The sequence below is a fragment of the Streptomyces sp. NPDC001852 genome (assembly GCF_042891825.1).
Classification (GTDB): domain Bacteria; phylum Actinomycetota; class Actinomycetes; order Streptomycetales; family Streptomycetaceae; genus Streptomyces.
In genome coordinates this window covers 33,530-55,093 of sequence record NZ_JBIATN010000028.1, presented here as the reverse complement: position 1 = coordinate 55,093, position 21,564 = coordinate 33,530, and the positions used below count along the sequence as shown (strand labels likewise).

The following is a 21,564-nucleotide window of genomic DNA, read 5'->3' as shown; positions in this document are numbered from 1 at the left end:
CCGGGCGGCCCACGCGGAGGCGTGGTTCATGGTCGCTGTGGCACTCGTACCGTTCGGTGACACCGTGACAGTCCTGCGCAACGGCGGCACGAAGGGCGTCGCGTTCGGGATCCACTTCGCCACCGCGATCGTTGTACTGATCAGTGCCGGACTGCTCTTCGCGGTCTGACGGCATCCGACAGGGGGAAACGCATCATGTCGCTGTTCGTTCCGAAGTTCGACGACACCGTCCTCGTCCGGGACGCGGAGGCCGAGGTGGTCGGCCAGGCGCCCACCACCGTCAAGCTGCTCGCGGACAGCAGCGCCGCCGGGGGCGCACTGTCCACCGTCCGGGTCACCCTCAGCGAGGGTGCGGACGGCGCCCGCCCGCACGTGCACCACAACTCCGCCGAGATGTTCTTCCTGCTCGACGGCGAGGCGGAGGTGCTGTCCGGCGACGACGTGGTCACCGCCCGGCGCGGCGACCTGGTCATCGTCCCGCCGGACCGGCCGCACGCCTTCGCCGCCGCCCCCGGCAGCCCGGCCGACATCCTGATCGTGATCGCCCCGGGCGTCGAGCGCTTCGAGTACTTCCGCCACCTCCAGCGGATCCGCCTCGGCGAGGCCACCCCGGAGAGCATCCTGGAGGTCCAGGAGCTGTACGACAACCACTTCCTGAAGAGCGCGGCCTGGGAGGGGCGACACCGTTGAGCGGCGGGGCCCGGGGAAACCGTTTCACGGCCACCCCGCCCCGCCCCATAGGATTGGCCCCAAACCACACACACTCACCCCAGAGGAACGCTGCATGCCTGGCATCACGCGCGAGGAGGTCGCCCACCTCGCCCGGCTGGCGCGTCTGGAGCTGAAGCCCGAAGAGCTCGATCACTTCGCGGGCCAGCTGGACGACATCATCGGCGCGGTCGCCCGCGTCAGCGAGGTCGCCGACCAAGACGTACCGCCGACCTCGCACCCGCTCCCGCTGACGAACGTCATGCGCCCGGACGAGGTCCGTCCCTCGCTCACCCCCGAGCAGGCGCTCTCCGGCGCCCCGGCCCAGGAGCAGCAGCGTTTCAAGGTGCCGCAGATCCTGGGGGAGGAGTGACCACCATGACGGACAGCAACATCATCAGGCTCACCGCCGCGCAGATCGCCGAGAAGATCGCCTCCGGCGAGCTCACGGCCGTCGAGGTCACCGAGGCCCACCTCGCCCGGATCGAGGCCGTCGACGAGAAGGTGCACGCCTTCCTGCACATCGACCGCGAGGGCGCCCTCGCCCAGGCCCGCGCCGTGGACGAGAAGCGGGCCCGTGGCGAGAAGCTCGGCCCGCTGGCCGGCGTCCCGCTCGCGCTCAAGGACATCTTCACCACCGAGGGCGTGCCCACGACCGTCGGCTCGAAGATCCTCGAGGGCTGGATCCCGCCGTACGACGCGACGCTCACCAAGAAGCTGAAGGCGGCCGACGTCGTCATCCTCGGCAAGACCAACATGGACGAGTTCGCCATGGGGTCCTCCACCGAGAACAGCGCGTACGGGCCGACCGGCAACCCGTGGGACCTCACCAAGATCCCCGGCGGCTCGGGCGGCGGTTCCTCCGCCGCGCTCGCCTCCTTCCAGGCTCCGCTCGCCATCGGCACCGACACCGGCGGCTCCATCCGCCAGCCGGCCGCCGTCACCGGCACGGTCGGCGTGAAGCCGACGTACGGCGCGGTCTCCCGCTACGGCATGGTGGCGTTCTCGTCCTCCCTGGACCAGGGCGGCCCCTGCGCCCGCACGGTTCTCGACGCGGCCCTGCTGCACGAGGTCATCGCCGGGCACGACCCGATGGACTCCACCTCCATCGACGCCCCGGTCCCGCCGGTCGTCGAGGCCGCGAAGAACGGCTCCGTGCAGGGCATGCGCGTCGGCGTGGTCAAGCAGTTCCGCGGCGAGGGCTACCAGGCCGGTGTCATCCAGCGCTTCGACGAGTCGGTCGAGCTGCTGAAGGAGCTGGGCGCCGAGATCGTCGAGCTGGACTGCCCGTCCTTCGACCTCGCCCTGTCGGCGTACTACCTGATCGCGCCCTCCGAGTGCTCCTCCAACCTCGCCCGCTTCGACGGCCTGCGCTACGGCCTGCGGACCGGCGACGACGGCGGCCACTCGGCCGAGGAGGTCACCTCCCTGACCCGCGAGGCCGGCTTCGGCCCCGAGGTCAAGCGCCGCATCATGCTCGGCACGTACGCCCTGAGCTCCGGCTACTACGACGCGTACTACGGCTCCGCGCAGAAGGTCCGCACGCTCATCACGCGTGACTTCGAGAAGGCCTTCGAGCAGGTCGACGTCATCGTCTCGCCGACGACGCCGACCACCGCCTTCGCGATCGGCGAGCGCGCCGACGACCCGATGGCGATGTACCTCGCGGACCTGTGCACCATCCCGACCAACCTGGCGGGCAACGCGGCCATGTCCCTGCCCTGCGGCCTCGCCCCGGAGGACAACCTCCCGGTGGGCCTGCAGATCATCGCCCCGGCGATGCAGGACGACCGTCTGTACAAGGTGGGCGCCGCCGTCGAGGCCGCCTTCGTGGAAAAGTGGGGACACCCGCTGCTGGAGGAGGCACCGTCGCTGTGAGCAAGCTGTCGAAGGCCAAGGACTTCAAGAAGTCCAAGTCCGGTACGTACCTGTCCATGGCCACCACCGCGTTCGGCGCGTTCGGTGTCGCCAAGCAGATCAAGAAGGCCCGCGCCGAGCACGACACGCTGCGGCTGATCGACGCCACGGTCTCCGCCGTGGCCATCGTGACCGGCCTCGCGATCCTCTGCCGTGAGCTGAAGCGGCTGGGCGACGACGACGTCCTGCTGGGCTGAGAGGGAAGTTTTCACCGTGACCACCACGACCGACCTGGTGTCGTACGAGGACGCGCTGGCGTCGTACGACCCCGTCATGGGCCTCGAGGTCCATGTCGAACTCGGCACCAAGACCAAGATGTTCTGCGGCTGTTCGACGGCGCTCGGCGCCGAGCCGAACACCCAGACCTGCCCCGTCTGCCTCGGCCTGCCGGGCGCGCTCCCGGTCGTCAACGCGACCGGAGTCGAGTCCGCGATCAAGATCGGTCTCGCCCTGAACTGCGAGATCGCCGAGTGGTGCCGCTTCGCCCGGAAGAACTACTTCTATCCGGACATGCCGAAGAACTTCCAGACCTCCCAGTACGACGAGCCGATCGCCTTCAACGGCTACCTCGACGTCCAGCTGGAGGACGGCACCTCCTTCCGCGTGGAGATCGAGCGCGCCCACATGGAGGAGGACACTGGCAAGTCGACGCACGTCGGCGGCGCCACGGGCCGTATCCACGGCGCGCAGCACTCCCTCCTCGACTACAACCGCGCCGGCATCCCGCTCATCGAGATCGTCACCAAGCCGATCGTCGGCGCCGGCGAGCGCGCCCCCGAGGTCGCGAAGGCGTACGTCCGTGAGCTGCGCGAGCTCATCCGTGCCCTCGGCGTGTCCGAGGCCCGCATGGAGATGGGCCAGATGCGCTGCGACGTCAACCTGTCGCTGATGCCGAAGGGCGCCGAGAAGTTCGGCACCCGCAGCGAGACGAAGAACGTCAACTCCCTGCGGTCGGTGGAGCGCGCGGTCCGCTTCGAGGTGATGCGCCACGCCGCCGTGCTGAACGACGGCGGCAAGGTCGTCCAGGAGACCCGCCACTTCCACGAGGACACCGGCTCCACCACCTCCGGCCGTACGAAGGAGGAGGCCGAGGACTACCGGTACTTCCCGGAGCCCGACCTCGTCCCGGTCGCCCCCTCCCGTGAGTGGGTCGAGGAGATCCGCGCGGCCCTGCCCGAGATGCCGCTGGCCCGCCGCACCCGGCTGCTCGCCGAGTGGGGCATCTCCACCACCGACATGCAGGCGATCCTCAACGCCGGTGCGCTGGACCCGATCGTCGCCACGATCGACGCCGGTGCCGACGCGGCCTCCGCCCGCAAGTGGTGGATGGGTGAACTGGCGCGCAGCGCCAACGAGTCCGGCAAGGCGCTGGACGAGCTGGCGATCACCCCGGCGCAGGTGGCCCGGGTCGCCGAGCTCGTCGCGAAGGGCGACCTGAACGACAAGCTGGCCCGCCAGGTCATCGAGGGCGTCCTCGCGGGCGAGGGCACCCCGGAAGAGGTCGTCGACAAGCGCGGTCTGAAGGTCGTCTCCGACGAGGGCGCGCTGACCGCCGCCGTCGACGAGGCCATCGCCGGCAACCCGGGCGTCGCGGACAAGATCCGTGGCGGCAAGGTGGCCGCGGCCGGTGCCCTGGTCGGCGCGGTCATGAAGGCGACCCGGGGGCAGGCCGACGCGGCCCGCGTCAAGGAGCTGATCCTTCAGAAGCTGGGCGTCGGCGAGGGCTGAGCGGCAGCGCGGAACGATCCCGAGGGGCAGTGCACCGAACCCGGTGTACTGCCCCTCGCTCGCTTATAAGGACCTTATGAGGCGACAGAGTTCGCTGGAGTGTCCTGTGATGTCGCTCCCACTCCGGTGAATAAGCCCATGATCGTCGCAAACGATCACTTTCGCCTGCAAGAGTGTCTTCTGATTGCTCATACCTTCTTTGCGGGCTGTTCAGTTTATGGACGATCGTTCCCGGCCAAAGATCCAAAAATCGCACTTCTGGGAGCACGTCCGTGGCAGACCTCGCCCGTTGGTGTGTCCGGCATCGGCTGATCGCCGTGCTGCTGTGGCTCCTCGCCTTCGGCGGAGTCACCACGGCCGCGGCCGTGGCCGGTTCGTCGTACTCGAACGCCTACGACGTCCCCGGCACCGAGGCCGGCCGCGCCGCGCAGCTGCTCAAGGAGGGCTTCCCGGGCCTGGGCGGTGACAGCGACACCGTCGTCTGGCACACCGCCACCGGCACCGTCCGTGCCGCCGGCGTCGAGCAGACCATGACCCGCACCCTGGACCGGATCGCCTCGCTGCCCGGCGTCGCCTCGGTGACCGGCCCGTACGGCGGCCAGGGCGCCCACCGGATCAGCGCCGACGGCCACACGGCCTACGCCACCGTCACCTTCGCGCAGGAATCCGAGCACATCGGCAAGGCCCAGGCCCAGGCCGTGGTGAACACCGCCAAGGCCGCCGAGAGCGACGGGCTCCAGGTGGAACTGGGCGGCAGTGCCATCGGGCTCACGGCGTCCCCGCGCGAACACACCGCCGAGCTGGTCGGCGTGCTCGTCGCCGCCGTCGTACTGTTCCTCGCCTTCGGCTCGCTCGCTGCCTCGGCCCTGCCCATCGCCACCGCCCTGGTCGGCGTCGGCACCGCCTACTCCGGCATCGGCCTGCTCGGCCACGCCATGACGGTCGCCGACTTCGCGCCCATGCTCGGCATGCTCATCGGCCTCGGCGTCGGCATCGACTACGCGTTGTTCATAGTGACCAGACACCGGCGCGGACTGAAACGCGGCCTGAGTGTCACCGAGGCCGCCGTGAACGCCGTGGCCACCACCGGACGCGCGGTCGTCTTCGCGGGTGCGACGGTGTGCATCGCCCTGCTGGGCATGCTGACACTGAGGCTGAGCTTCCTCAACGGGGTCGCCGTGGCCGCCTCGTTGACGGTCGTGCTCACCGTCGCGGCCTCCGTCACCCTGCTGCCCGCCCTGCTGTCGTACATCGGCCCCCGGGCGCTCAGCCGCCGCGAGCGACGCCGGCTCGCCGCGCACGGGCCGCGCCCGGAGCTGCCCACCGGTCTCGCCGCCCGCTGGTCGGCGCTGGTCGAGCGCCGACCCAAGCTGCTCGGCTCGCTCGCCGTCGCCGTCGTCGCCCTGCTCGCCCTGCCCACCCTCTCCCTCCACCTCGGCACCTCCGACCAGGGCAACGACCCGCGCACCGCCACCACACGCAAGGCCTACGACCTGCTCGCCGAGGGCTTCGGGCCCGGAGTGAACGGACCGCTCACCCTGGTCACCCGCGTGGACGGCGCCGCCGACCGGCTCGCCCTGGACAACCTCGACACGACCCTGCGGGCCACGCCGGGCGTCTCCTCCGTCACCCCGGCGACCTACGACACCGGCGGCGGCACCGCCTACCTCACCGTCGTCCCCGACTCCGCGCCGCAGTCGCAGCACACCAGCGACCTCGTGGACCGGCTGCGCACGAAGGTGCTGCCGCGCGCGGAGACCGGCACCTCGCTCGACATCCAGGTCGGCGGGGTCACCGCCGGCTACGACGACTTCGCGGATGTGATCGTCGGCAAACTGCCCCTGTTCGTCGGCGCGGTCATCGGACTCGGCTGTCTGCTGCTGCTCGTCGCGTTCCGCTCGCTCGGCATCCCGCTCAAGGCTGCCGTGATGAACATCGCCGCCGTGGCCGCCGCGTTCGGCGTGGTCGTCGTGGTCTTCCAGTGGGGCTGGGGCAGCGAACTGCTCGGCCTCGGCCGGGCCGGGCCCATCGAGCCGTTCCTCCCGGTGATCATGGTGTCCGTCCTCTTCGGACTCTCCATGGACTACCAGGTCTTCCTGGTCAGCCGGATGTACGAGGAGTGGCTGGAAACGGGTGACAACCGGCGCGCCGTCCGCGTGGGCCTCGCCGAGACCAGCCGCGTCATCAACTCCGCCGCGATCATCATGATCTCGGTCTTCCTCGCCTTCGTGCTCAGCGGCGACCGCGTGATCGCCATGTTCGGCATAGCGCTCGCCGCCGCCGTCGCCCTGGACGCCTTCGTCCTGCGCACCCTCCTCGTGCCCGCCCTGATGCATCTGCTCGGCGCCGCCAACTGGTGGCTGCCCGCCTGGCTCGAGCGCCGCCTGCCCCGCCTCAGCATCGAGCCGCCCGAGTGCCGCGTCGCGCATGAGAGGCTCGGCGCGGTGTCGGTGGCGGAACTGCGGAAGGAAGAGCAGCGCGATGTACGCGATATCCCTGGGTGACGACGGCGCCGAACTGCGGCCCCTGGAGGTGTGGCACGCGGAGGAGTTCCTCGCCCACCTGGACCGGGGCAGGGAGTTCATCGGGCAGTTCATCCCGTTCGGTTCGCAGGTCACGGACCCGGCCTCGGCCCGGGAGACGCTCCGCCGGTACGCCGATCTGCGCGCCGCCGACAGCGCCTCCTACCACGGCATCTGGCTGGACGGGAAGCTCGTCGGCGGGGTGCTGACACTGAACTTCGACGCCGAGCGGGGCAACTGCGAGGTCGGCTGCTGGCTGGAGCCCGCCGCGACCGGACGGGGACTGATCACCCGGGCGATGCGCCTGCTCATCGACTGGGCGGTCGAGGAGCGGGGCATCCACCGCGTGGAGTGGCACGCGGCCTCCGGCAACCTGCCGAGCATCAACGTCGCCCGGCGGCTGGGGATGACCCGGGACGGCGTGCTCCGGGAGAACCATCGGCACCGGGGCGTCCGGCACGACACCGAGATCTGGTCGGTGCTCGCCCCCGAATGGCGCGCGGCACGCGCGCGTACCGCGCACGACGATCGCTGACGATCACTGTTTGCGATCATTAAGGGACCTCTCAGACAGGGTCCGTACGGTGCCGGGCATGGCTACGAAGACAGTGGAAGGCGCCGAGGCCGGCACCGAGGCGCAGGGCGACGAGACGGCGGTGGAGGCCGCCACCACCGAGGAACAAGCCGGACGGGCGGAGGTCCTTGAGGACGGCTCGGGGCGGGCGGACGCCGTCGAGGAGGGGGCCGTCGAGGAGGCGGCTTCCGTGGAGGAAGCCGCCGGGGAGCAGGAACCCGCGCCGGACAAGGCGCCCTCCGGGGTGGGACAGGGCGCCGGTGCCGTCGTCTCGGCCGCCCTGGGCCTCGTCTCGCTCAGCGGCGGCTGGATCGGCACCGTCGCCGGCGCCCGCGAGCAGCTCATCGGCCAACTGCGGACCTCCTCCACGGCGAGCGTCGCCACCCAGATCAAGGCGGTCTACGGCAACGCCTGGCACAGCACCGCCCTGTGGGCCGGCCTGTTCGCGCTGGCCGCGCTGCTCACCGGCGTGGTCGTGCTCGCCCGGCCCGCCTTCGGCGCTCCGGGCCGCCCGCAGGCGCCCTGGACCAGGTCGGTCGCGTGGGCCGGTGTCTCACTCGGGGTCGTCGGCCTGCTGCTGGCCGTTCTGAAGTACTCCGACGCCCTGCTCGCCCTGCCCTCGACCGGCTGAGAAACCGCAGGTCCCAGGGGCCTTAGGGAATCCGAGAGCACCTTACGGACTCCCTGAGGCCCCTTACGCGTGCGTGCGTGCCCGTACGCCGCCCGAAGATGCGGAACTCTCCCGATGTGGCGCACCCCCCTGGGAGACGAAGGTGGAGGCATCGCAGAAAGCGACGCACGACACCGGCTCTCCCCGAAGGACACGTCATGATCGAGTTGGAGTACCACAAGATGCGCTCCGCCCAGCTGATCCACGAGGCCGAGCAGGTGCGCCTGGCCCGCGAGGCCGCCCGGGCCCGCCGCGCCGCCCGCCGCGAGGGCTCCGCCGGCCACGCCGGCGCGGTCGCCGAGTCCCATACCGACCGGCCCCGCCGGCGCCGTGTCCCGCGCACCGCGTGAGCACCGGACCGTCGGGCGGAGCCGGGACGAACGGGGCCGGGACGGAGGGTGGCCGTACGGGGGTCGGCCGCCCTCCGGGCCTTGCGGACCTGCCGGATCGTCCTGACCTCCCGGACCAGGGCCGTACGACTGCCCGCCCCAGTCGTACGACCCTTCCGTCTGCTGATACGACCCTCCCGGTCGCCGGTACGACGATCGCACCGGGCCTGTGGAAAACCGCTGCCGTGCCGTCCGCACCCCGTGCGATGCTCGGGCCCGTGGAGACCAGGTCCGTCAGCCCTGTGTTCGTCGGCCGCACCGACGAGCTGAACACCTTGAACGACGCGCTCGCCCGCGCCCGCGCCGGCGAGCCCCAGGCGTTGCTGCTCGGCGGCGAGGCGGGGGTCGGCAAGACCCGCCTCGTCGAGGAGTTCGCCGACGCCGCCGGGCGGCACGCGGCCGTCGCCGTCGGCGGCTGTGTGGAGATCGGCGCCGACGGCCTGCCGTTCGCGCCCTTCTCCACCGCGCTGCGCGCCCTGCGCGACGCCCTGCCCGCGGAGTTCGCCGCGGCCGCGCAGGGACAGGAGGGGGAACTGGCCCGCCTCCTGCCCGACCTGGGCGAGGCCGGCGCCGGCCGCCACGACGAGCAGGGCATGGCCCGCCTGTTCGAGCTCACCGCCCGGCTGCTGGAACGGGTCGCCGCCGAACACCCGGTCGTGCTCGTCCTGGAGGACCTGCACTGGGCCGACGCCTCCACCCGCCACCTCCTCGCCTACCTCTTCCGCACCCTGCGCGCCGGCCGCCTCCTCGTCCTCGCGAGCTACCGCTCCGACGACATCCACCGCCGCCACCCGCTGCGCCCGCTGCTCGCCGAACTCGACAGGCTGCGCACCGTCCGCCGTATCGAACTCGCCCGCTTCACCCGCGAGGAGGTGGGCCGCCAGATCGCCGGCATCCTCGCCGCCGAACCGGACCCCGCCCAGGTCGACGAGATCTTCGAACGCTCCGACGGCAACGCCTTCTTCGTCGAGGAACTCGCCGTCGCCGCCTGCGACGGCTGCTGCACCGGACTCACCGACTCCCTGCGCGACCTGCTCCTGGTCCGGGTCGAGGCGCTGCCCGAGAGCGCCCAGCAGGTCACCCGGGTCGTCGCCGAGGGCGGCTCCACCGTGGAGTACCGGCTGATCGCCGCCGTCGCCCAGCTCGCCGAGGACGACCTCATCGAGGCGCTGCGGGCCGCCGTCGGCGCCAACATCCTCACCGTCACCCCGGCCGGCGACGGCTACCGCTTCCGGCACTCCCTGGTCCGCGAGGCCGTCGCCGACGACCTGCTGCCCGGCGAACGCTCCCGGCTCAACCGGCGCTACGCCGAAGCCCTGGAGGCCGGTCCCGCGCTCGTCCCGGCCGACGCCCGGGTGATGCGCCTGGCCAGCTACTGGTACCACGCCCACGACGCCGCCAAGGCCCTGCCCGCCGTCCTGGACGCCTCCGTCGTGGCCCGCCGCCGGCACGCCTACACCGAGCAACTCGGGCTCCTGGAGCGGGCGATGGAGCTGTGGGACAGCGCCCCGGAGGAGGTGCGCTCCGCCCTGCGCCCGGTCGACTACACCGAGGTCTATCCCCCGTGCGGCTGCGACCCGGCCGCCACCCCGCTGCGCTATCTCGACCTGATGGCCGAGGCAGCCGTCGCCGGCCGGTTCGGTGGCGAGCGGGAACGCGCGCTGAAGATCACCAAGCGCGCGCTGCGTCTCCTGGAGGACGAGCCGGACCCCCTGCGCGCCGCCTGGTTCTGGGTGCAGCGCTCCCGGCTCGTCCAGGCCCAGGCCCGCGGCGACGGCCGGCAGGAACTGGCCACCGCCCAGGACCTGGTGCGCGGCCTGCCACCGTCCGAGGTGCACGCCGAGGTGCTGGCCCTCGCCGCCAACTGGTCCATGCTGCACCGGCCGGGACCCGATGCCTTCGCCGCCGCCGAGCGCGCCGTGGAGTACGCGCGCATGGTCGGCGCCCGCGACATCGAACTGCACGCCCGTCTCACCCTGGGCTGCCTCAAGGTCGACTCCGGCGACACCGACACGGGCCTGGCGGAGATGCGGCAGGTGCTGCGCGACACCCTCGCGGAGGGCGTGCACCACGTCGCGGGCCGCGCCTATGTGAACCTGCCCTCCCAGCTGCAGGGCATCGGCCGCGCCCGGGAGGCCCTCCCCCTCCTGCGCGAGGGCATCGCCTTCGTTCGCAGACAGGGGCTGCTGGACTCCGAGTCCTGGATACGCGGCAACCTGTCCGAGACGCTGTACTCGCTCGGCGACTGGGCGGAGGCCGCCGAGGCCGCCACCCACGCGACCGGGGCCGGCCACAGCGCCAAGACCCGTGGCATGGGCGCCCTGCTCCTGGCGCACCTCGCCCTGGCCCGTGGCGACCTCACCGAGGCGGGCCGCCAACTCGCCGCCGCCCGCGCCCACTACGGCACCCATGACCCCATGCCCCAGCACGCCCTGCCCCTGGCCCGGGTCACCCTCGGTGTCGCCGCCGAGGAGGGCCGCATCGCCGACGCCCGCGCCGAACTGCACCGGGCCCTGGACGACGGCTTCCCGCCCGGCACCCAGCGCTACGGCTGGCCGCTGCTGCGGGCCGCCGCCACCGCGGAGGCCGAGGCCCGTGCCCTGCCCGCTGCCGAACCCGGCCGCGCCGAGACCCTCGAGCGCCTGCGCGAAGCCGTGCGCACGCTCACCACCGGCGCCCCCCTCTGGCAGGCCTACGACCGGTGGACCCGCGCGGAGCTGCGCCGCGCGGAGGGCACGGACACGGCCGACGACTGGTCGCCGGTCGTCACCGCCTTCGAGTGCCTGGACCGCCCCTACGAGCTCGCCCGGGTCCGCAACCGTCTCGCCGGAGCGCTCCTGGCCGACGGCGGCGACGACGAACGCGACCGCGCGGTGGAACTGCTCCGGCTGGCCGCCGCCGTCGCCGCCCACCTCGGCGCCCGCTCTCTCGCCGACACCGTCGCCCGGCTCGCCCAGCGCGCCCGCCTCACCCTGACCCGCACGCCCCGGCAGGCCCTCGCCTCCGCCGACCCGGCCGCGGCCCTCGGCCTCACCAGCCGGGAGCGGGACGTGCTGCGCCTGGTCTCGGCCGGCCGCACCAACCGCCAGATCGCCGAGGAGCTGTTCATCTCCCCGAAGACCGCGAGCGTCCATGTCTCCAACATCCTCGGCAAGCTCGGCGTCTCCGGCCGGGGCGAGGCGGCGGCGATGGCGCACCGGCTGGGGCTGTTCCCGGCCGAGACGCTCACTGCCGGAACGACGGGCTGAGATCTACGCTGAAGAAAAGCCGCAAGGGGGAGAAAGCGGGGGAGGGGCCGTGTTCAACGCCTTCGAGGAACTGTTCGCACCCGGCCGCAAACACACCCGGGACGAACAGAACCGCCTGGAGCTGACCCGCGAGGACGTCGGCGACAACGACCCGGGACGGGGCCCGATAGACCTGGCCTCCGGGAAGGCGGTCATACGACTGCCGGAGCCATCGCCGGCCGAGGCGGAGGAGAAGGAGGGTCCGGAGGGAAGACCCGAATCCGCGTGAACGGTCCGGCGAGCGGTACGTCACCTGAGCGCGAGCGCTACTGCACCGCCACCTCCAGCACCCGGTCGTCCCCCTTCGTCGGCCGGCCCCGGCCGTCGGTGTTGCTGGTCACCAGCCAGAGCCTGTCGCCGCCCGCCGCGACCACCGTGCGCAGCCGGCCGTACTCGCCGGTGAGGAAGGCCTGGGGTGCCGCCGAGGCCTCCGTGCCCTTGAGCGGGATGCGCCACAGGCGCTGTCCCCGCAGGCCCGCCATCCAGATCACACCCTTGACGTAGGCGATGCCGCTGGGGGAGGCGTCGTCGGTGTGCCACTGGGCCATCGGGTTCTGGAAGGCGGGGTTCGAGGACCTGCCCTCGGCCTTCGGCCAGCCGTAGTTCCCGCCCGGCTTGATCGCGTTCAGCTCGTCCCAGGTGTCCTGCCCGAACTCCGAGGCGAACAGGCGCTGCCGGTCGTCCCACGCCAGACCCTGGACGTTGCGGTGGCCGTAGGAATACACCGGCGAGCCGGGGAACGGGTTGCCCGGCGCCGGTTCGCCCTCCGGGGTCAGGCGCAGGATCTTGCCGCCCAGGGACTTCCTGTCCTGCGCCAGGCCCCGCTCGCCGCTCTCGCCGGTGCCCGCGTACAGCATGCCGTCCGGGCCGAACGCGATCCGGCCGCCGTTGTGGACCCGGCCCTTGGGTATGCCCTTGAACACCGTGTCCGGAGCGCCCAGTTGCTCACCGGGCGGCTTCCGCTCGTCGTACAGCACGCGGACGATGCGGTTGTCCGAGGCCGAGGTGAAGTACGCGTAGATCATGTGGTCCGAGGCGTAGTCGGGGGACAGGGCGATGCCCAGCAGCCCGCCCTCGCCGGCCGGGGAGACCCCGGAGACCGTGCCCAGCTCGGTCTTGCGGCCCGTCTTCTCGTCGATCCGGGTGATCGTGCCGTCGTCACGGGAGGAGACCAGCAGACCGCCGCCGGGCAGCGGGGCCAGGCCCCAGGGTGTCTTCAGGCCCTCGGCCACGGTGCGCAGCACCTTCACCGAACCCTTGGCCGGCGGTGCCGGCTCGGTGGTGCGGCCGGAGGGGGCCGTGCCCGGTGCCGTACCCCTGGCCGCCGGCCCCCCGAAGCCGCCAGGAGGCCCTCCCCCGTCGGAGGAGCAGCCGGCCGTCAGCAGGAGGGCGGCCGCGGCCAACACGGCCGGCACAGCTCGTCGTTGCACGATCACGGTCCCTTCGAGGCGGTCATCCGGCGGCAGGTGCGCAGGGCGCGCACAGCGCGCAGGGTGCCCTCGGTTCCAGGCTCCCCGTTTCCACCGCCGGGTACCCCCCACCCTCACGGACCCGCCTCGACCGCCGGGCCCCCTCAGTCCCACGACCCTCGGGCCGCCGGCAGCCGCGACACCTCCCCGAGGTCGTCCTCGGTCAGCCGCAGGTCGCCCGCCGCCGCGTTCTCCACGGCCCACCGTTCCTGCTTGGTGCCCGGAAGGGCGATCACATGGCGGCCCTGCGCCAGGACCCAGGCCAGGGCCACCTGGGCCGGGGTGACGTGATCGCCGTGGCGGCGCGCTATGCGGCGCAGGCCCGCGACGATCGGCTGGTTGGCGGCCATCATCTCGGCGGTGAAACGGGGGTGCCGGGCCCGGACGTCGTCCGGTTCGAAGCCCTCACCGGGGGTCAGCGTGCCGGTCAGGAAGCCGTTGCCCAGCGGCATCGCCGCGAGGAAACCCACGCCCCGCGCCTCGCACCACGGCAGCAGCGCCTGCAGCGCCTCCGGCGACCACACCGACAGTTCCGCCTCCACCGCGGCCACCGGGAACACCTGCTGCACCCGCCGCAACTGCCGCAACGTGCCGTCGTGCAGTCCCGCCCCCGAGCGGCGGCCGCCGCGCGCGCCCACCGCGCACAGGCCCAGTGCCCGCACCTTGCCGGCCCGCACCAGCTCGGCCATCGCGCCCCACGTCTCCTCGATGGGGACCTCGGGATCGGCGCGGTGCAGCTGGTAGAGGTCGATCACGTCCGTCTGGAGGCGACGCAGGGAAGCGTCGCAGGCCCGCTTCACATATCCGGGACGGCCGTTGGCCACGATGTGCTGCTCGCCCACCAGCAGCCCCGCCTTCGTGGACACGAAGGCCTCCGCGCGCCGCTCCTTCAGCACCCGGCCCAGCAGCAGCTCATTGGTGAACGGGCCGTACATGTCCGCCGTGTCCAGCAGGGTCGAGCCCAGGTCCAGCGCCCGGTGCACGGTCCTCAGCGATGCGTCGCCCCGCTGCCGCGACCCGCTGTACGCCCAGCTCATCGGCATGCACCCGAGTCCGACGGCCCCCACCGCGAGCGCCCCCGCGCCGATCGTCCTGCGCTCCACCTGCTCGTGAACCTCCCTCTGCCCGGCCCCCAACCTAACCTCTGCACGCGCGCGTACCTGACATAGCCTCCATGCCATGAGTGCTGACGTGTGGCTTCCCATAGCGCCGGAGGAGATCGAGGGGCTTCCCGAGGGGCTCCGGTACCTGTTCTGGGACGGCGGCGAGGAGTTCCCGGCCGACCCGGCCGACTGCTCCTTCTACGTCGTGCCCTACATGAAGCCCGCCGGGATCGGCGTGCGCCCGCTGCCGGAGATGACCTCCGTCGAGGTCGTACAGACGCTGTCGGCCGGGATCGACCATGTGCAGCAGGGCCTGCACCACCTGCGCCCCGGCGTGCGGCTGTGCAACGCGCGCGGGGTGCACGAGGCGAGCACCGCCGAGCTGACGCTGACCCTGGTCCTCGCCTCCCTGCGCGGCATCCCGGACTTCGTGCGGGCCCAGGAGCGCGGCGAGTGGCTCGGCGGGTTCCGGCCGGCCCTCGCCGACAAGTCCGTCCTCATCGTCGGCTACGGCTCCATCGGCGAAGCCATCGAAGACCGGCTCGCGCCTTTTGAACTCGCGCGGGTGGCGCGCGTCGCGCGCTCCAAGCGCACCACGGCGCGCGGTCCGGTGCATCCGCTCACCGAATTGCCTTCTTTGCTTCCACACGCCGACGTCGTGATCCTTTCCACGCCCTTGACGGAGGAGACAAGAGGGCTGGTCGACGCCGAGTTCCTGGGGCGGATGAAGGACGGTGCCCTGCTCGTGAACGTCGCGCGCGGTCCCGTCGTGGACACCAAGGCGCTGCTCGCGGAGCTGGACAGCGGACGTGTCACCGCGGCCCTGGATGTCACCGACCCCGAGCCGCTGCCGCCCGGGCACCCGCTCTGGCAGGCCCCCGGCGTGCTCATCAGCCCCCACGTGGGCGGGCCCACCTCCGCCTTCCTGCCACGCGCGAAGCGGCTGCTCGTCGACCAGCTGACCCGCTACGTGAACCACGAGCCGCTGCGAAACGTGATCGTGACGACAGGGGCCTAGTCCGGTTCCGGCACCCTCCGCAACCCCTCGGACGCGGCCCGTACCCGCATCCCCGCTGGTCGTCACGGAGCGTAGAGACGCTATGTCCCTGAGTGACGATCCTGGTGTATCGTCCCGACAGGGGCTGCCGCCGACCGTTCGGCGCCGGGGATGGACATTTCAGATTTGTGAGGGGGGCGACGGGCGATGCACGGCCTATGGACGAACGATCCGACGCGGCGGAGCCGCCGACGACCCTGGCGCACGACCACGCGCAGACGTGGTCACCACACCAGCCACCACAGCCACCAGCAGCGCAGGCACAGCGGCCGCAGGAGGCATGCACACCCAGCGCACCGGGACCGTCGGGACCCGGGAGCGGCTCAGACCGGGAGGCCCCGGTGAGCGCGCCGCCCTCGGTGACGACCGCCCTCGACACGACGGTGCGCGCACCGCATCCGCAGCAGGCGCCGTCGCTCCGCCGGCCGGCCGCCGGCGAAGGCACGCGCACGAAGGAGCAGCTCGTTCTCGCCCTGGTCTGCGCGGCCTACGCCGTCGGGGCCGCCTTCGACTGGGGCACGGACGAACTGGCGCTGATCATGGGCGACTTCGGGCTGGCCGCCGCGGCGGGCACCGCTGCCGTCTCCTGCTTCCTGTACGCCCGCAGTCCGCGCGTCCGCTTCCGCTCGGCCTGGCTGCTGTTCGCCCTCTCCTCGGCGATGGCTTCCCTCGGCAACGCGGTCTGGGGGTGGTACGAGGTCGTCCTCGGCCGGCCCGTGCCCAGCCCGTCCTACGCGGACCTGTTCTTCCTGTGCTTCGCGCCGCCCGCCATCGTGGGCCTGCTGGTGCTCGCCAAGCGGCCGGTGACCAAGGCCGGCTGGATCTGTCTGGCGCTGGACGCCTGGCTGATCGGCGGCTCGCTGCTCACCCTGTCGTGGAGCCTCGCGCTCGCCCAGGCGGCCCGGTTCGACGGACCGAGCGTGGCGCACACCGCGCTGTCGCTGGCGTACCCGCTGCTCGACATCGCGCTGGTCAGCATGGTGCTCGCGCTGCACTTCCGCCGCACCCCGGGCAACCGCACCGCGGTGAACACGGCGATCGGCGCGCTCGCACTGACCGTGATGTGCGACGCGCTGTTCACCTCGCCGCTGCTGCACAGCAGCTACCACTCCGGGCAGCTGCTGGACGCCGGCTGGTTCGCCGGTTCGCTGCTGCTCGCCTACGCCCCCTGGGCCGCGCCCCGCCGCAAGGGCGCACAGGAGGCGCACGTACCGGACGGGCACACGCGCGTGGTCCACGAGCACGTGCCCGGACAGCGCGGCGCGAGCCACCACCATGTGCCCGTGCCCGCCCCGGGTGGTGATCACAGCCGGTATCCGGCCGGCCGGCCGCTCGCCGGCTCCCTCGCCGCCCTCACCCCGTACCTCGCCGCCGCCGTGTGCACCCTGGGCATCCTGTACAACGTCCTCAACGGGCGCCGACCCGACCATGTCGTGCTGATCACCGCGGGAGCCGTCGTGCTCGCGCTCGTCATCCGGCAGGGCATCATGCTGCTGGACAACATCACCCTCACCCAGGAACTGGCGCAGAAGGAGAACCACTTCCGCTCCCTGGTGCAGGGCTCCAGCGACGTGATCATGATCGCCGCGCCCAACGGCGTCCTGCGGTACGTCTCCCCGGCCGCCGCCGGGGTCTACGGCCGCCCCGCCGAGGACCTGGTGGGCACGGAACTGGCCGGCCTCATCCACCCGGAGGACCTGGGCTGCGTGGTGCACGAGGTGCGCCGCTTCCTCGCCGCCAGCCCCCAGGACGAACCCACCACCCGCATCGAGTGCCGCTTCCGGTCCGGCGACGGCGGCTGGCTCAACGTCGAGTCGACCGTCAACCGCCACCACGGCGGCCTGATCTTCAACAGCCGGGACGTCACCGAGCGCGTCCGCCTGCAGGCACAGCTGCAGCACAACGCCGAGCACGACCCGCTGACCGACCTGCCCAACCGCGCGCTGTTCACCCGGCGCGTGCAGCAGGCCGTGTCCGGCCGCCGCGCCACCGACCGGGGCGCCGCCCTGCGGGGCACGGCCGTGCTCTTCATCGACCTGGACGGCTTCAAGGCCGTCAACGACACGATCGGGCACCAGGCCGGGGACGAACTGCTCGTCCAGGCCGCCCGCAGACTCCAGGACGCGGTCCGGCACGGGGACACCGCGTCCCGGCTGGGCGGCGACGAGTTCGCGGCCCTGATCGTCGGGGACGGCACCCGGGACCGTGCGGCCCGGGAGCGGAACATCCTGGAGCTCGCCGACCGCCTCAGGGTGACCCTCTCCCAGCCGTACGCGATCGACGGCCAGGACGTCCGGGTCAACGCCTCCATCGGAGTCGCCTTCGCCGAGCCGGGCCTCGGCGCGGGCGAGCTGCTGCGCAACGCCGACCTCGCGATGTACCGCGCGAAAGCGGCCGGAAAGGGCCGGGTCGAGCTGTACAAGCCGCAGATGCAGCAGGACGTCGTACGCAAGGCGGAGCTGGCCACCCGGCTGCGCGCCGCACTGCACGACGGCGAGTTCGCCCTGTTGCACCAGCCGGTGGTGTGCCTGGCGAGCGGCCGGATCACGGCGGTCTCGGCGCAGGCGCGCTGGCGCTCCTCGCAGGGGGTGCTGTTCACCCCGGCCGAGTTCCTCCGAGTGGCCGAGGACGGCGACAAGACCGCCGAGCTCGACCGCTGGATCCTGCAGGAGGCCGTCGAGCAGGCCGCCGAACGGGCCGCCACCGGGGCCGTCGTACCGGTCGCCGTCCGGATCAGCGCCCGGCGTCTGCTGGACCGCTCGATGCCGCTCGGTTCCGTGGAGGCGCTGCTCGCCCGGCACGGGCTGCCGCCCGGCGCGCTGCACCTCGAGCTGTCCGACACCGATCCGCGGATCTCCCTGGACGAGCTGGAGCGGCGGCTGACCGCGCTCAGCCGGCTCGGGGTGCGGATCGCGCTGGACGGCTTCGGCAGCGGCCACGCGGCCATCACCGCCCTGCGAAGGCTCCCCGTGGACCTCCTGAAACTCGACCGCACCCTGGTCGAGGGCGTCGTGGAGTCCGCACGGCTGCACAAGATCACCAGCGGTCTGCTGCGGATCGCCGGCGATCTGGGTCTGCAGTCCGTGGCCGAGGGCGTGGACCTGCCGGAGCAGGTCGTCGCGCTGCGAGCGATGGGCTGCACGCACGGGCAGGGCATGGCGTTCGCGGGGGCGCTGGACGAGTACCGGCTGCGCCGGGCGCTCGGATCCGGCCACTACCCGGTGCCGCACGCGCCCGCCGAACCGGCGTTCGCGGGGAGTGTGAGCGAGCCGAAGGGCCGCTCGGGGGTGTACACAGGGGGTGTTACGGCTGTCTTCGGAGGCGGCAGTGCCCTTCGCTCACATTCTGAGACTCCCGTCCCACCCACTTGACACGTGGTGCGCGTCGGGGGGAGGGTCAGTGCCATGCGCACCCGAATTCTCGTACTTGGACAGCGCGTCGGCTGAGCTGGGACCCACCGGAGGACGATCCGGAAACCCCAGCGACCTCACCGGCGCGCTCCCCTCGCTTGCCCTACGGCACGAGGGGTTTTTTGTTGCACGAGTGCCTTTCGTGCAGCGCTTGAACTCCGCACAAACCTCGCAAAAACCCTCAGCATCGAGAAGAGAATGCCGATGACCGAGCAGGCCACCGGGGCCCATCCGCAGCCGCGGCCCCGATCCGGAGGACAGCACTCCGCCCCCGTCGAGCACGTCACGGGTGCGCAGTCCCTCATCCGCTCCCTCGAGGAGGTCGGCGCTGACACGGTATTCGGCATTCCCGGCGGCGCGATCCTGCCGGCGTACGACCCCCTGATGGACTCCACCCGGGTCCGTCACGTGCTGGTCCGCCACGAGCAGGGCGCCGGCCACGCGGCCACCGGCTACGCGCAGGCCACCGGCAAGGTCGGCGTCTGCATGGCGACGAGCGGCCCCGGTGCCACCAACCTGGTCACGCCGATCGCCGACGCGCACATGGACTCCGTCCCGCTGGTCGCGATCACCGGCCAGGTCGCCTCGAAGGCGATCGGCACGGACGCCTTCCAGGAGGCGGACATCGTCGGTATCACCATGCCGATCACCAAGCACAACTTCCTGGTCACCAAGGCCGAGGACATCCCCCGGGTCATCGCGCAGGCGTTCCACATCGCCTCCACCGGCCGCCCGGGCCCGGTCCTGGTCGACATCTCCAAGGACGCCCTCCAGGCGAAGACCACCTTCTCCTGGCCGCCCACCATGGACCTGCCCGGCTACCGCCCGGTGACCAAGCCGCACGCCAAGCAGATCCGCGAGGCCGCCAAGCTGATCACCTCCGCCAGGCGGCCCGTCCTCTACGTCGGCGGCGGCGTCCTCAAGGCGCAGGCCACCGCCGAACTGAAGGTCCTCGCCGAGCTCACCGGAGCGCCCGTCACCACCACCCTGATGGCGCTCGGCGCGTTCCCCGACAGCCACCCGCTGCACGTGGGAATGCCGGGCATGCACGGTGCGGTCGCCGCCGTCACCGCGCTGCAGAAGGCCGACCTGATCGTCGCCCTCGGCGCCCGCTTCGACGACCGCGTCACCGGCAAGCTGGACAGCTTCGCCCCGTACGCCAAGATCGTCCACGCCGACATCGACCCGGCCGAGATCGGCAAGAACCGCGCTGCCGACGTCCCGATCGTCGGTGACGCCCGCGAGGTCATCGCGGACCTGATCCAGGCGGTGCAGAAGGAGCACAGCGAGGGCCACAAGGGCGACTACACCGCCTGGTGGAGCGACCTGAGCCGCTGGCGCGAGACCTACCCGCTCGGCTACGACCAGCCCGAGGACGGCTCGCTCTCCCCGCAGGCGGTCATCGAGCGCATCGGCCAACTCGCGCCCGAGGGCACGATCTTCGCCGCGGGCGTCGGCCAGCACCAGATGTGGGCCGCGCACTTCATCCAGTACGACAAGCCCGCCACCTGGCTGAACTCCGGCGGCGCCGGAACCATGGGCTACGCGGTCCCCGCCGCCATGGGCGCCAAGGCCGGACAGCCGGGTCGCACGGTCTGGGCGATCGACGGCGACGGCTGCTTCCAGATGACCAACCAGGAACTGACCACCTGCGCCCTGAACAACATCCCGATCAAGGTCGCCATCATCAACAACGGCGCCCTCGGGATGGTCCGCCAGTGGCAGACACTGTTCTACAACCAGCGCTACTCCAACACCGTGCTGCACAGCGGCCCCGACGACATCAACCCGGAGGCCAAGGGCACGCGCGTGCCGGACTTCGTGAAGCTGTCCGAGGCGATGGGCTGCGTGGCCCTGCGCTGTGAGCGCCCGGAGGACCTGGACAAGGTCATCGAAGAGGCGAACTCCATCAACGACCGACCGGTGGTCGTCGACTTCATCGTCCACGAGGACGCGATGGTGTGGCCGATGGTCGCCGCCGGCACCTCCAACGACGAGATCATGGCCGCCCGGGACGTCCGCCCCGACTTCGGCGACAACGAAGACGACTGAGCGAGAGAGACGTAAAAAGACCATGTCCAAGCACACGCTCTCCGTCCTGGTGGAGAACACGCCGGGCATCCTCGCCCGGATCGCCGCCCTGTTCTCGCGCCGCGGCTTCAACATCGACTCGCTCGCGGTCGGCGTCACCGAGCACCCCGACATCTCCCGCATCACCATCGTGGTGGGTGTCGAGGACCTGCCGCTGGAACAGGTGACCAAGCAGCTCAACAAGCTCGTCAACGTGCTGAAGATCGTGGAGCTGGAGCCCGGTCAGGCCGTGCAGCGCGAACTCGTCCTGGTGAAGGTCCGCGCCGACAACGAGACCCGCTCCCAGATCGTGGAGATCGTCCAGCTGTTCCGCGCCAAGACCGTCGACGTCTCCCCGGAGGCCGTCACCATCGAGGCCACCGGATCCAGCGAGAAGCTGTCCGCCATGCTCAAGATGCTGGAGCCGTTCGGCATCAAGGAGCTGGTGCAGTCCGGCACGATCGCGATCGGCCGCGGCGCCCGTTCGATCACCGACCGCTCGCTGCGCGCTCTCGACCGATCCGCGTAAAGCTGAGTAGAGCTGAAGAAAGCTGAAGTACGGCTGAAACCGGGCGGGTGGCGACACGCCGTCCGCCCGGATGCCGAGACCCCGAGACTTCCCTTCCCCCCACCGGCATACGGTGGGACGCACAACCTGCA

The 21,564-nt window shown here is 71.8% G+C and carries 17 protein-coding genes and 1 pseudogene; 16 read left to right on the top strand and 2 right to left on the bottom strand.

Features of this window, described 5'->3' with window-relative positions; translation table 11 throughout:
- Nucleotides 1-7: 7 nt before the first annotated feature.
- The 12 genes and pseudogenes from ACFYZB_RS35835 to ACFYZB_RS35780 form a co-directional block, all read left to right on the top strand.
- Nucleotides 8-169: pseudogene (locus ACFYZB_RS35835) on the top strand (DUF4267 domain-containing protein); the annotation flags it as partial.
- A 26-nt stretch (nucleotides 170-195) separates the two neighbouring features.
- Nucleotides 196-690 carry a cupin domain-containing protein gene (locus ACFYZB_RS35830; protein WP_351212754.1) on the top strand — a complete coding sequence of 165 codons (495 nt, stop codon included), beginning with the start codon at nucleotides 196-198 and terminating at the stop codon, nucleotides 688-690.
- A gap of 94 nt (nucleotides 691-784) precedes the next feature.
- Nucleotides 785-1,081, top strand: a complete 297-nt coding sequence (gatC, locus tag ACFYZB_RS35825) for an Asp-tRNA(Asn)/Glu-tRNA(Gln) amidotransferase subunit GatC (RefSeq protein WP_004925108.1) — start codon at nucleotides 785-787, stop codon at nucleotides 1,079-1,081.
- A 5-nt stretch (nucleotides 1,082-1,086) separates the two neighbouring features.
- Complete coding sequence (gene gatA, locus ACFYZB_RS35820; protein ID WP_388765632.1) at nucleotides 1,087-2,586, top strand: Asp-tRNA(Asn)/Glu-tRNA(Gln) amidotransferase subunit GatA; 1,500 nt, start codon at nucleotides 1,087-1,089, stop codon at nucleotides 2,584-2,586.
- Nucleotides 2,583-2,822, top strand: coding sequence for a hypothetical protein (locus tag ACFYZB_RS35815; protein ID WP_351212758.1), 240 nt, complete (start codon nucleotides 2,583-2,585; stop codon nucleotides 2,820-2,822). The genes gatA and ACFYZB_RS35815 overlap by 4 nt, the downstream gene beginning before the upstream one ends.
- A 16-nt stretch (nucleotides 2,823-2,838) precedes the next feature.
- Complete coding sequence (gatB, locus tag ACFYZB_RS35810; RefSeq protein ID WP_388765630.1) at nucleotides 2,839-4,353, top strand: Asp-tRNA(Asn)/Glu-tRNA(Gln) amidotransferase subunit GatB; 1,515 nt, start codon at nucleotides 2,839-2,841, stop codon at nucleotides 4,351-4,353.
- Between the two features lie 272 nt (nucleotides 4,354-4,625).
- Nucleotides 4,626-6,857 carry an MMPL family transporter gene (locus tag ACFYZB_RS35805; RefSeq protein WP_388765628.1) on the top strand — a complete coding sequence of 744 codons (2,232 nt, stop codon included), beginning with the start codon at nucleotides 4,626-4,628 and terminating at the stop codon, nucleotides 6,855-6,857.
- Nucleotides 6,835-7,410 (top strand): GNAT family N-acetyltransferase, encoded by a 576-nt coding sequence (locus ACFYZB_RS35800; protein WP_388765626.1) that lies wholly within the window; start codon nucleotides 6,835-6,837, stop codon nucleotides 7,408-7,410. Before ACFYZB_RS35805 ends, ACFYZB_RS35800 begins: the two co-directional genes overlap by 23 nt.
- A gap of 58 nt (nucleotides 7,411-7,468) precedes the next feature.
- Nucleotides 7,469-8,080 carry a hypothetical protein gene (locus ACFYZB_RS35795; protein ID WP_388765625.1) on the top strand — a complete coding sequence of 204 codons (612 nt, stop codon included), beginning with the start codon at nucleotides 7,469-7,471 and terminating at the stop codon, nucleotides 8,078-8,080.
- Between the two features lie 197 nt (nucleotides 8,081-8,277).
- On the top strand, nucleotides 8,278-8,469 hold the full coding sequence (locus ACFYZB_RS35790; protein WP_351212768.1) for a hypothetical protein: 192 nt from the start codon (nucleotides 8,278-8,280) through the stop codon (nucleotides 8,467-8,469).
- A 245-nt stretch (nucleotides 8,470-8,714) separates the two neighbouring features.
- On the top strand, nucleotides 8,715-11,756 hold the full coding sequence (locus tag ACFYZB_RS35785) for an AAA family ATPase (protein WP_388765747.1): 3,042 nt from the start codon (nucleotides 8,715-8,717) through the stop codon (nucleotides 11,754-11,756).
- Between the two features lie 49 nt (nucleotides 11,757-11,805).
- Nucleotides 11,806-12,024, top strand: coding sequence for a DUF6191 domain-containing protein (locus ACFYZB_RS35780; protein WP_388765622.1), 219 nt, complete (start codon nucleotides 11,806-11,808; stop codon nucleotides 12,022-12,024).
- Between the two features lie 37 nt (nucleotides 12,025-12,061).
- On the opposite strand, the gene ACFYZB_RS35775 is transcribed toward ACFYZB_RS35780, so the two are convergent.
- Together ACFYZB_RS35775 and ACFYZB_RS35770 are read right to left on the bottom strand one after the other, a co-directional pair.
- Nucleotides 12,062-13,231 (bottom strand): PQQ-dependent sugar dehydrogenase, encoded by a 1,170-nt coding sequence (locus ACFYZB_RS35775; protein ID WP_388765621.1) that lies wholly within the window; start codon nucleotides 13,229-13,231, stop codon nucleotides 12,062-12,064.
- 137 nt (nucleotides 13,232-13,368) lie between these two features.
- Entirely contained in the window at nucleotides 13,369-14,367 is a 999-nt protein-coding gene (locus ACFYZB_RS35770; RefSeq protein ID WP_388765619.1) for an aldo/keto reductase, read from the bottom strand.
- Nucleotides 14,368-14,443: 76 nt separating this feature from the next.
- Between ACFYZB_RS35770 and ACFYZB_RS35765 the strand changes: the two genes are divergently transcribed.
- From ACFYZB_RS35765 to ilvN, 4 genes are all read left to right on the top strand, one after another.
- Nucleotides 14,444-15,385, top strand: coding sequence for a 2-hydroxyacid dehydrogenase (locus ACFYZB_RS35765; RefSeq protein ID WP_388765617.1), 942 nt, complete (start codon nucleotides 14,444-14,446; stop codon nucleotides 15,383-15,385).
- A 380-nt stretch (nucleotides 15,386-15,765) separates the two neighbouring features.
- Complete coding sequence (locus ACFYZB_RS35760; RefSeq protein ID WP_388765615.1) at nucleotides 15,766-18,795, top strand: EAL domain-containing protein; 3,030 nt, start codon at nucleotides 15,766-15,768, stop codon at nucleotides 18,793-18,795.
- Between the two features lie 243 nt (nucleotides 18,796-19,038).
- A complete protein-coding gene (locus tag ACFYZB_RS35755) occupies nucleotides 19,039-20,886 on the top strand; it encodes an acetolactate synthase large subunit (protein WP_388765613.1) in 1,848 nt (615 codons plus the stop codon).
- 22 nt (nucleotides 20,887-20,908) lie between these two features.
- Nucleotides 20,909-21,433, top strand: a complete 525-nt coding sequence (gene ilvN / locus ACFYZB_RS35750; protein WP_055708145.1) for an acetolactate synthase small subunit — start codon at nucleotides 20,909-20,911, stop codon at nucleotides 21,431-21,433.
- Nucleotides 21,434-21,564 lie beyond the last annotated feature (131 nt).

What these genes read in the sequence shown, in the direction of transcription:
- ACFYZB_RS35830 (WP_351212754.1), top strand. Translation starts at nt 196, where the DNA reads ATGTCGCTGTTCGTTCCGAAGTTCGACGACACCGTCCTCGTCCGGGAC.
- gatC (WP_004925108.1), top strand. Translation starts at nt 785, where the DNA reads ATGCCTGGCATCACGCGCGAGGAGGTCGCCCACCTCGCCCGGCTGGCG.
- gatA (WP_388765632.1), top strand. Translation starts at nt 1,087, where the DNA reads ATGACGGACAGCAACATCATCAGGCTCACCGCCGCGCAGATCGCCGAG.
- ACFYZB_RS35800 (WP_388765626.1), top strand. Translation starts at nt 6,835, where the DNA reads ATGTACGCGATATCCCTGGGTGACGACGGCGCCGAACTGCGGCCCCTG.
- ACFYZB_RS35795 (WP_388765625.1), top strand. Translation starts at nt 7,469, where the DNA reads ATGGCTACGAAGACAGTGGAAGGCGCCGAGGCCGGCACCGAGGCGCAG.
- ACFYZB_RS35790 (WP_351212768.1), top strand. Translation starts at nt 8,278, where the DNA reads ATGATCGAGTTGGAGTACCACAAGATGCGCTCCGCCCAGCTGATCCAC.
- ACFYZB_RS35785 (WP_388765747.1), top strand. Translation starts at nt 8,715, where the DNA reads ATGCTCGGGCCCGTGGAGACCAGGTCCGTCAGCCCTGTGTTCGTCGGC.
- ACFYZB_RS35765 (WP_388765617.1), top strand. Translation starts at nt 14,444, where the DNA reads ATGAGTGCTGACGTGTGGCTTCCCATAGCGCCGGAGGAGATCGAGGGG.
- ACFYZB_RS35755 (WP_388765613.1), top strand. Translation starts at nt 19,039, where the DNA reads ATGACCGAGCAGGCCACCGGGGCCCATCCGCAGCCGCGGCCCCGATCC.
- ilvN (WP_055708145.1), top strand. Translation starts at nt 20,909, where the DNA reads ATGTCCAAGCACACGCTCTCCGTCCTGGTGGAGAACACGCCGGGCATC.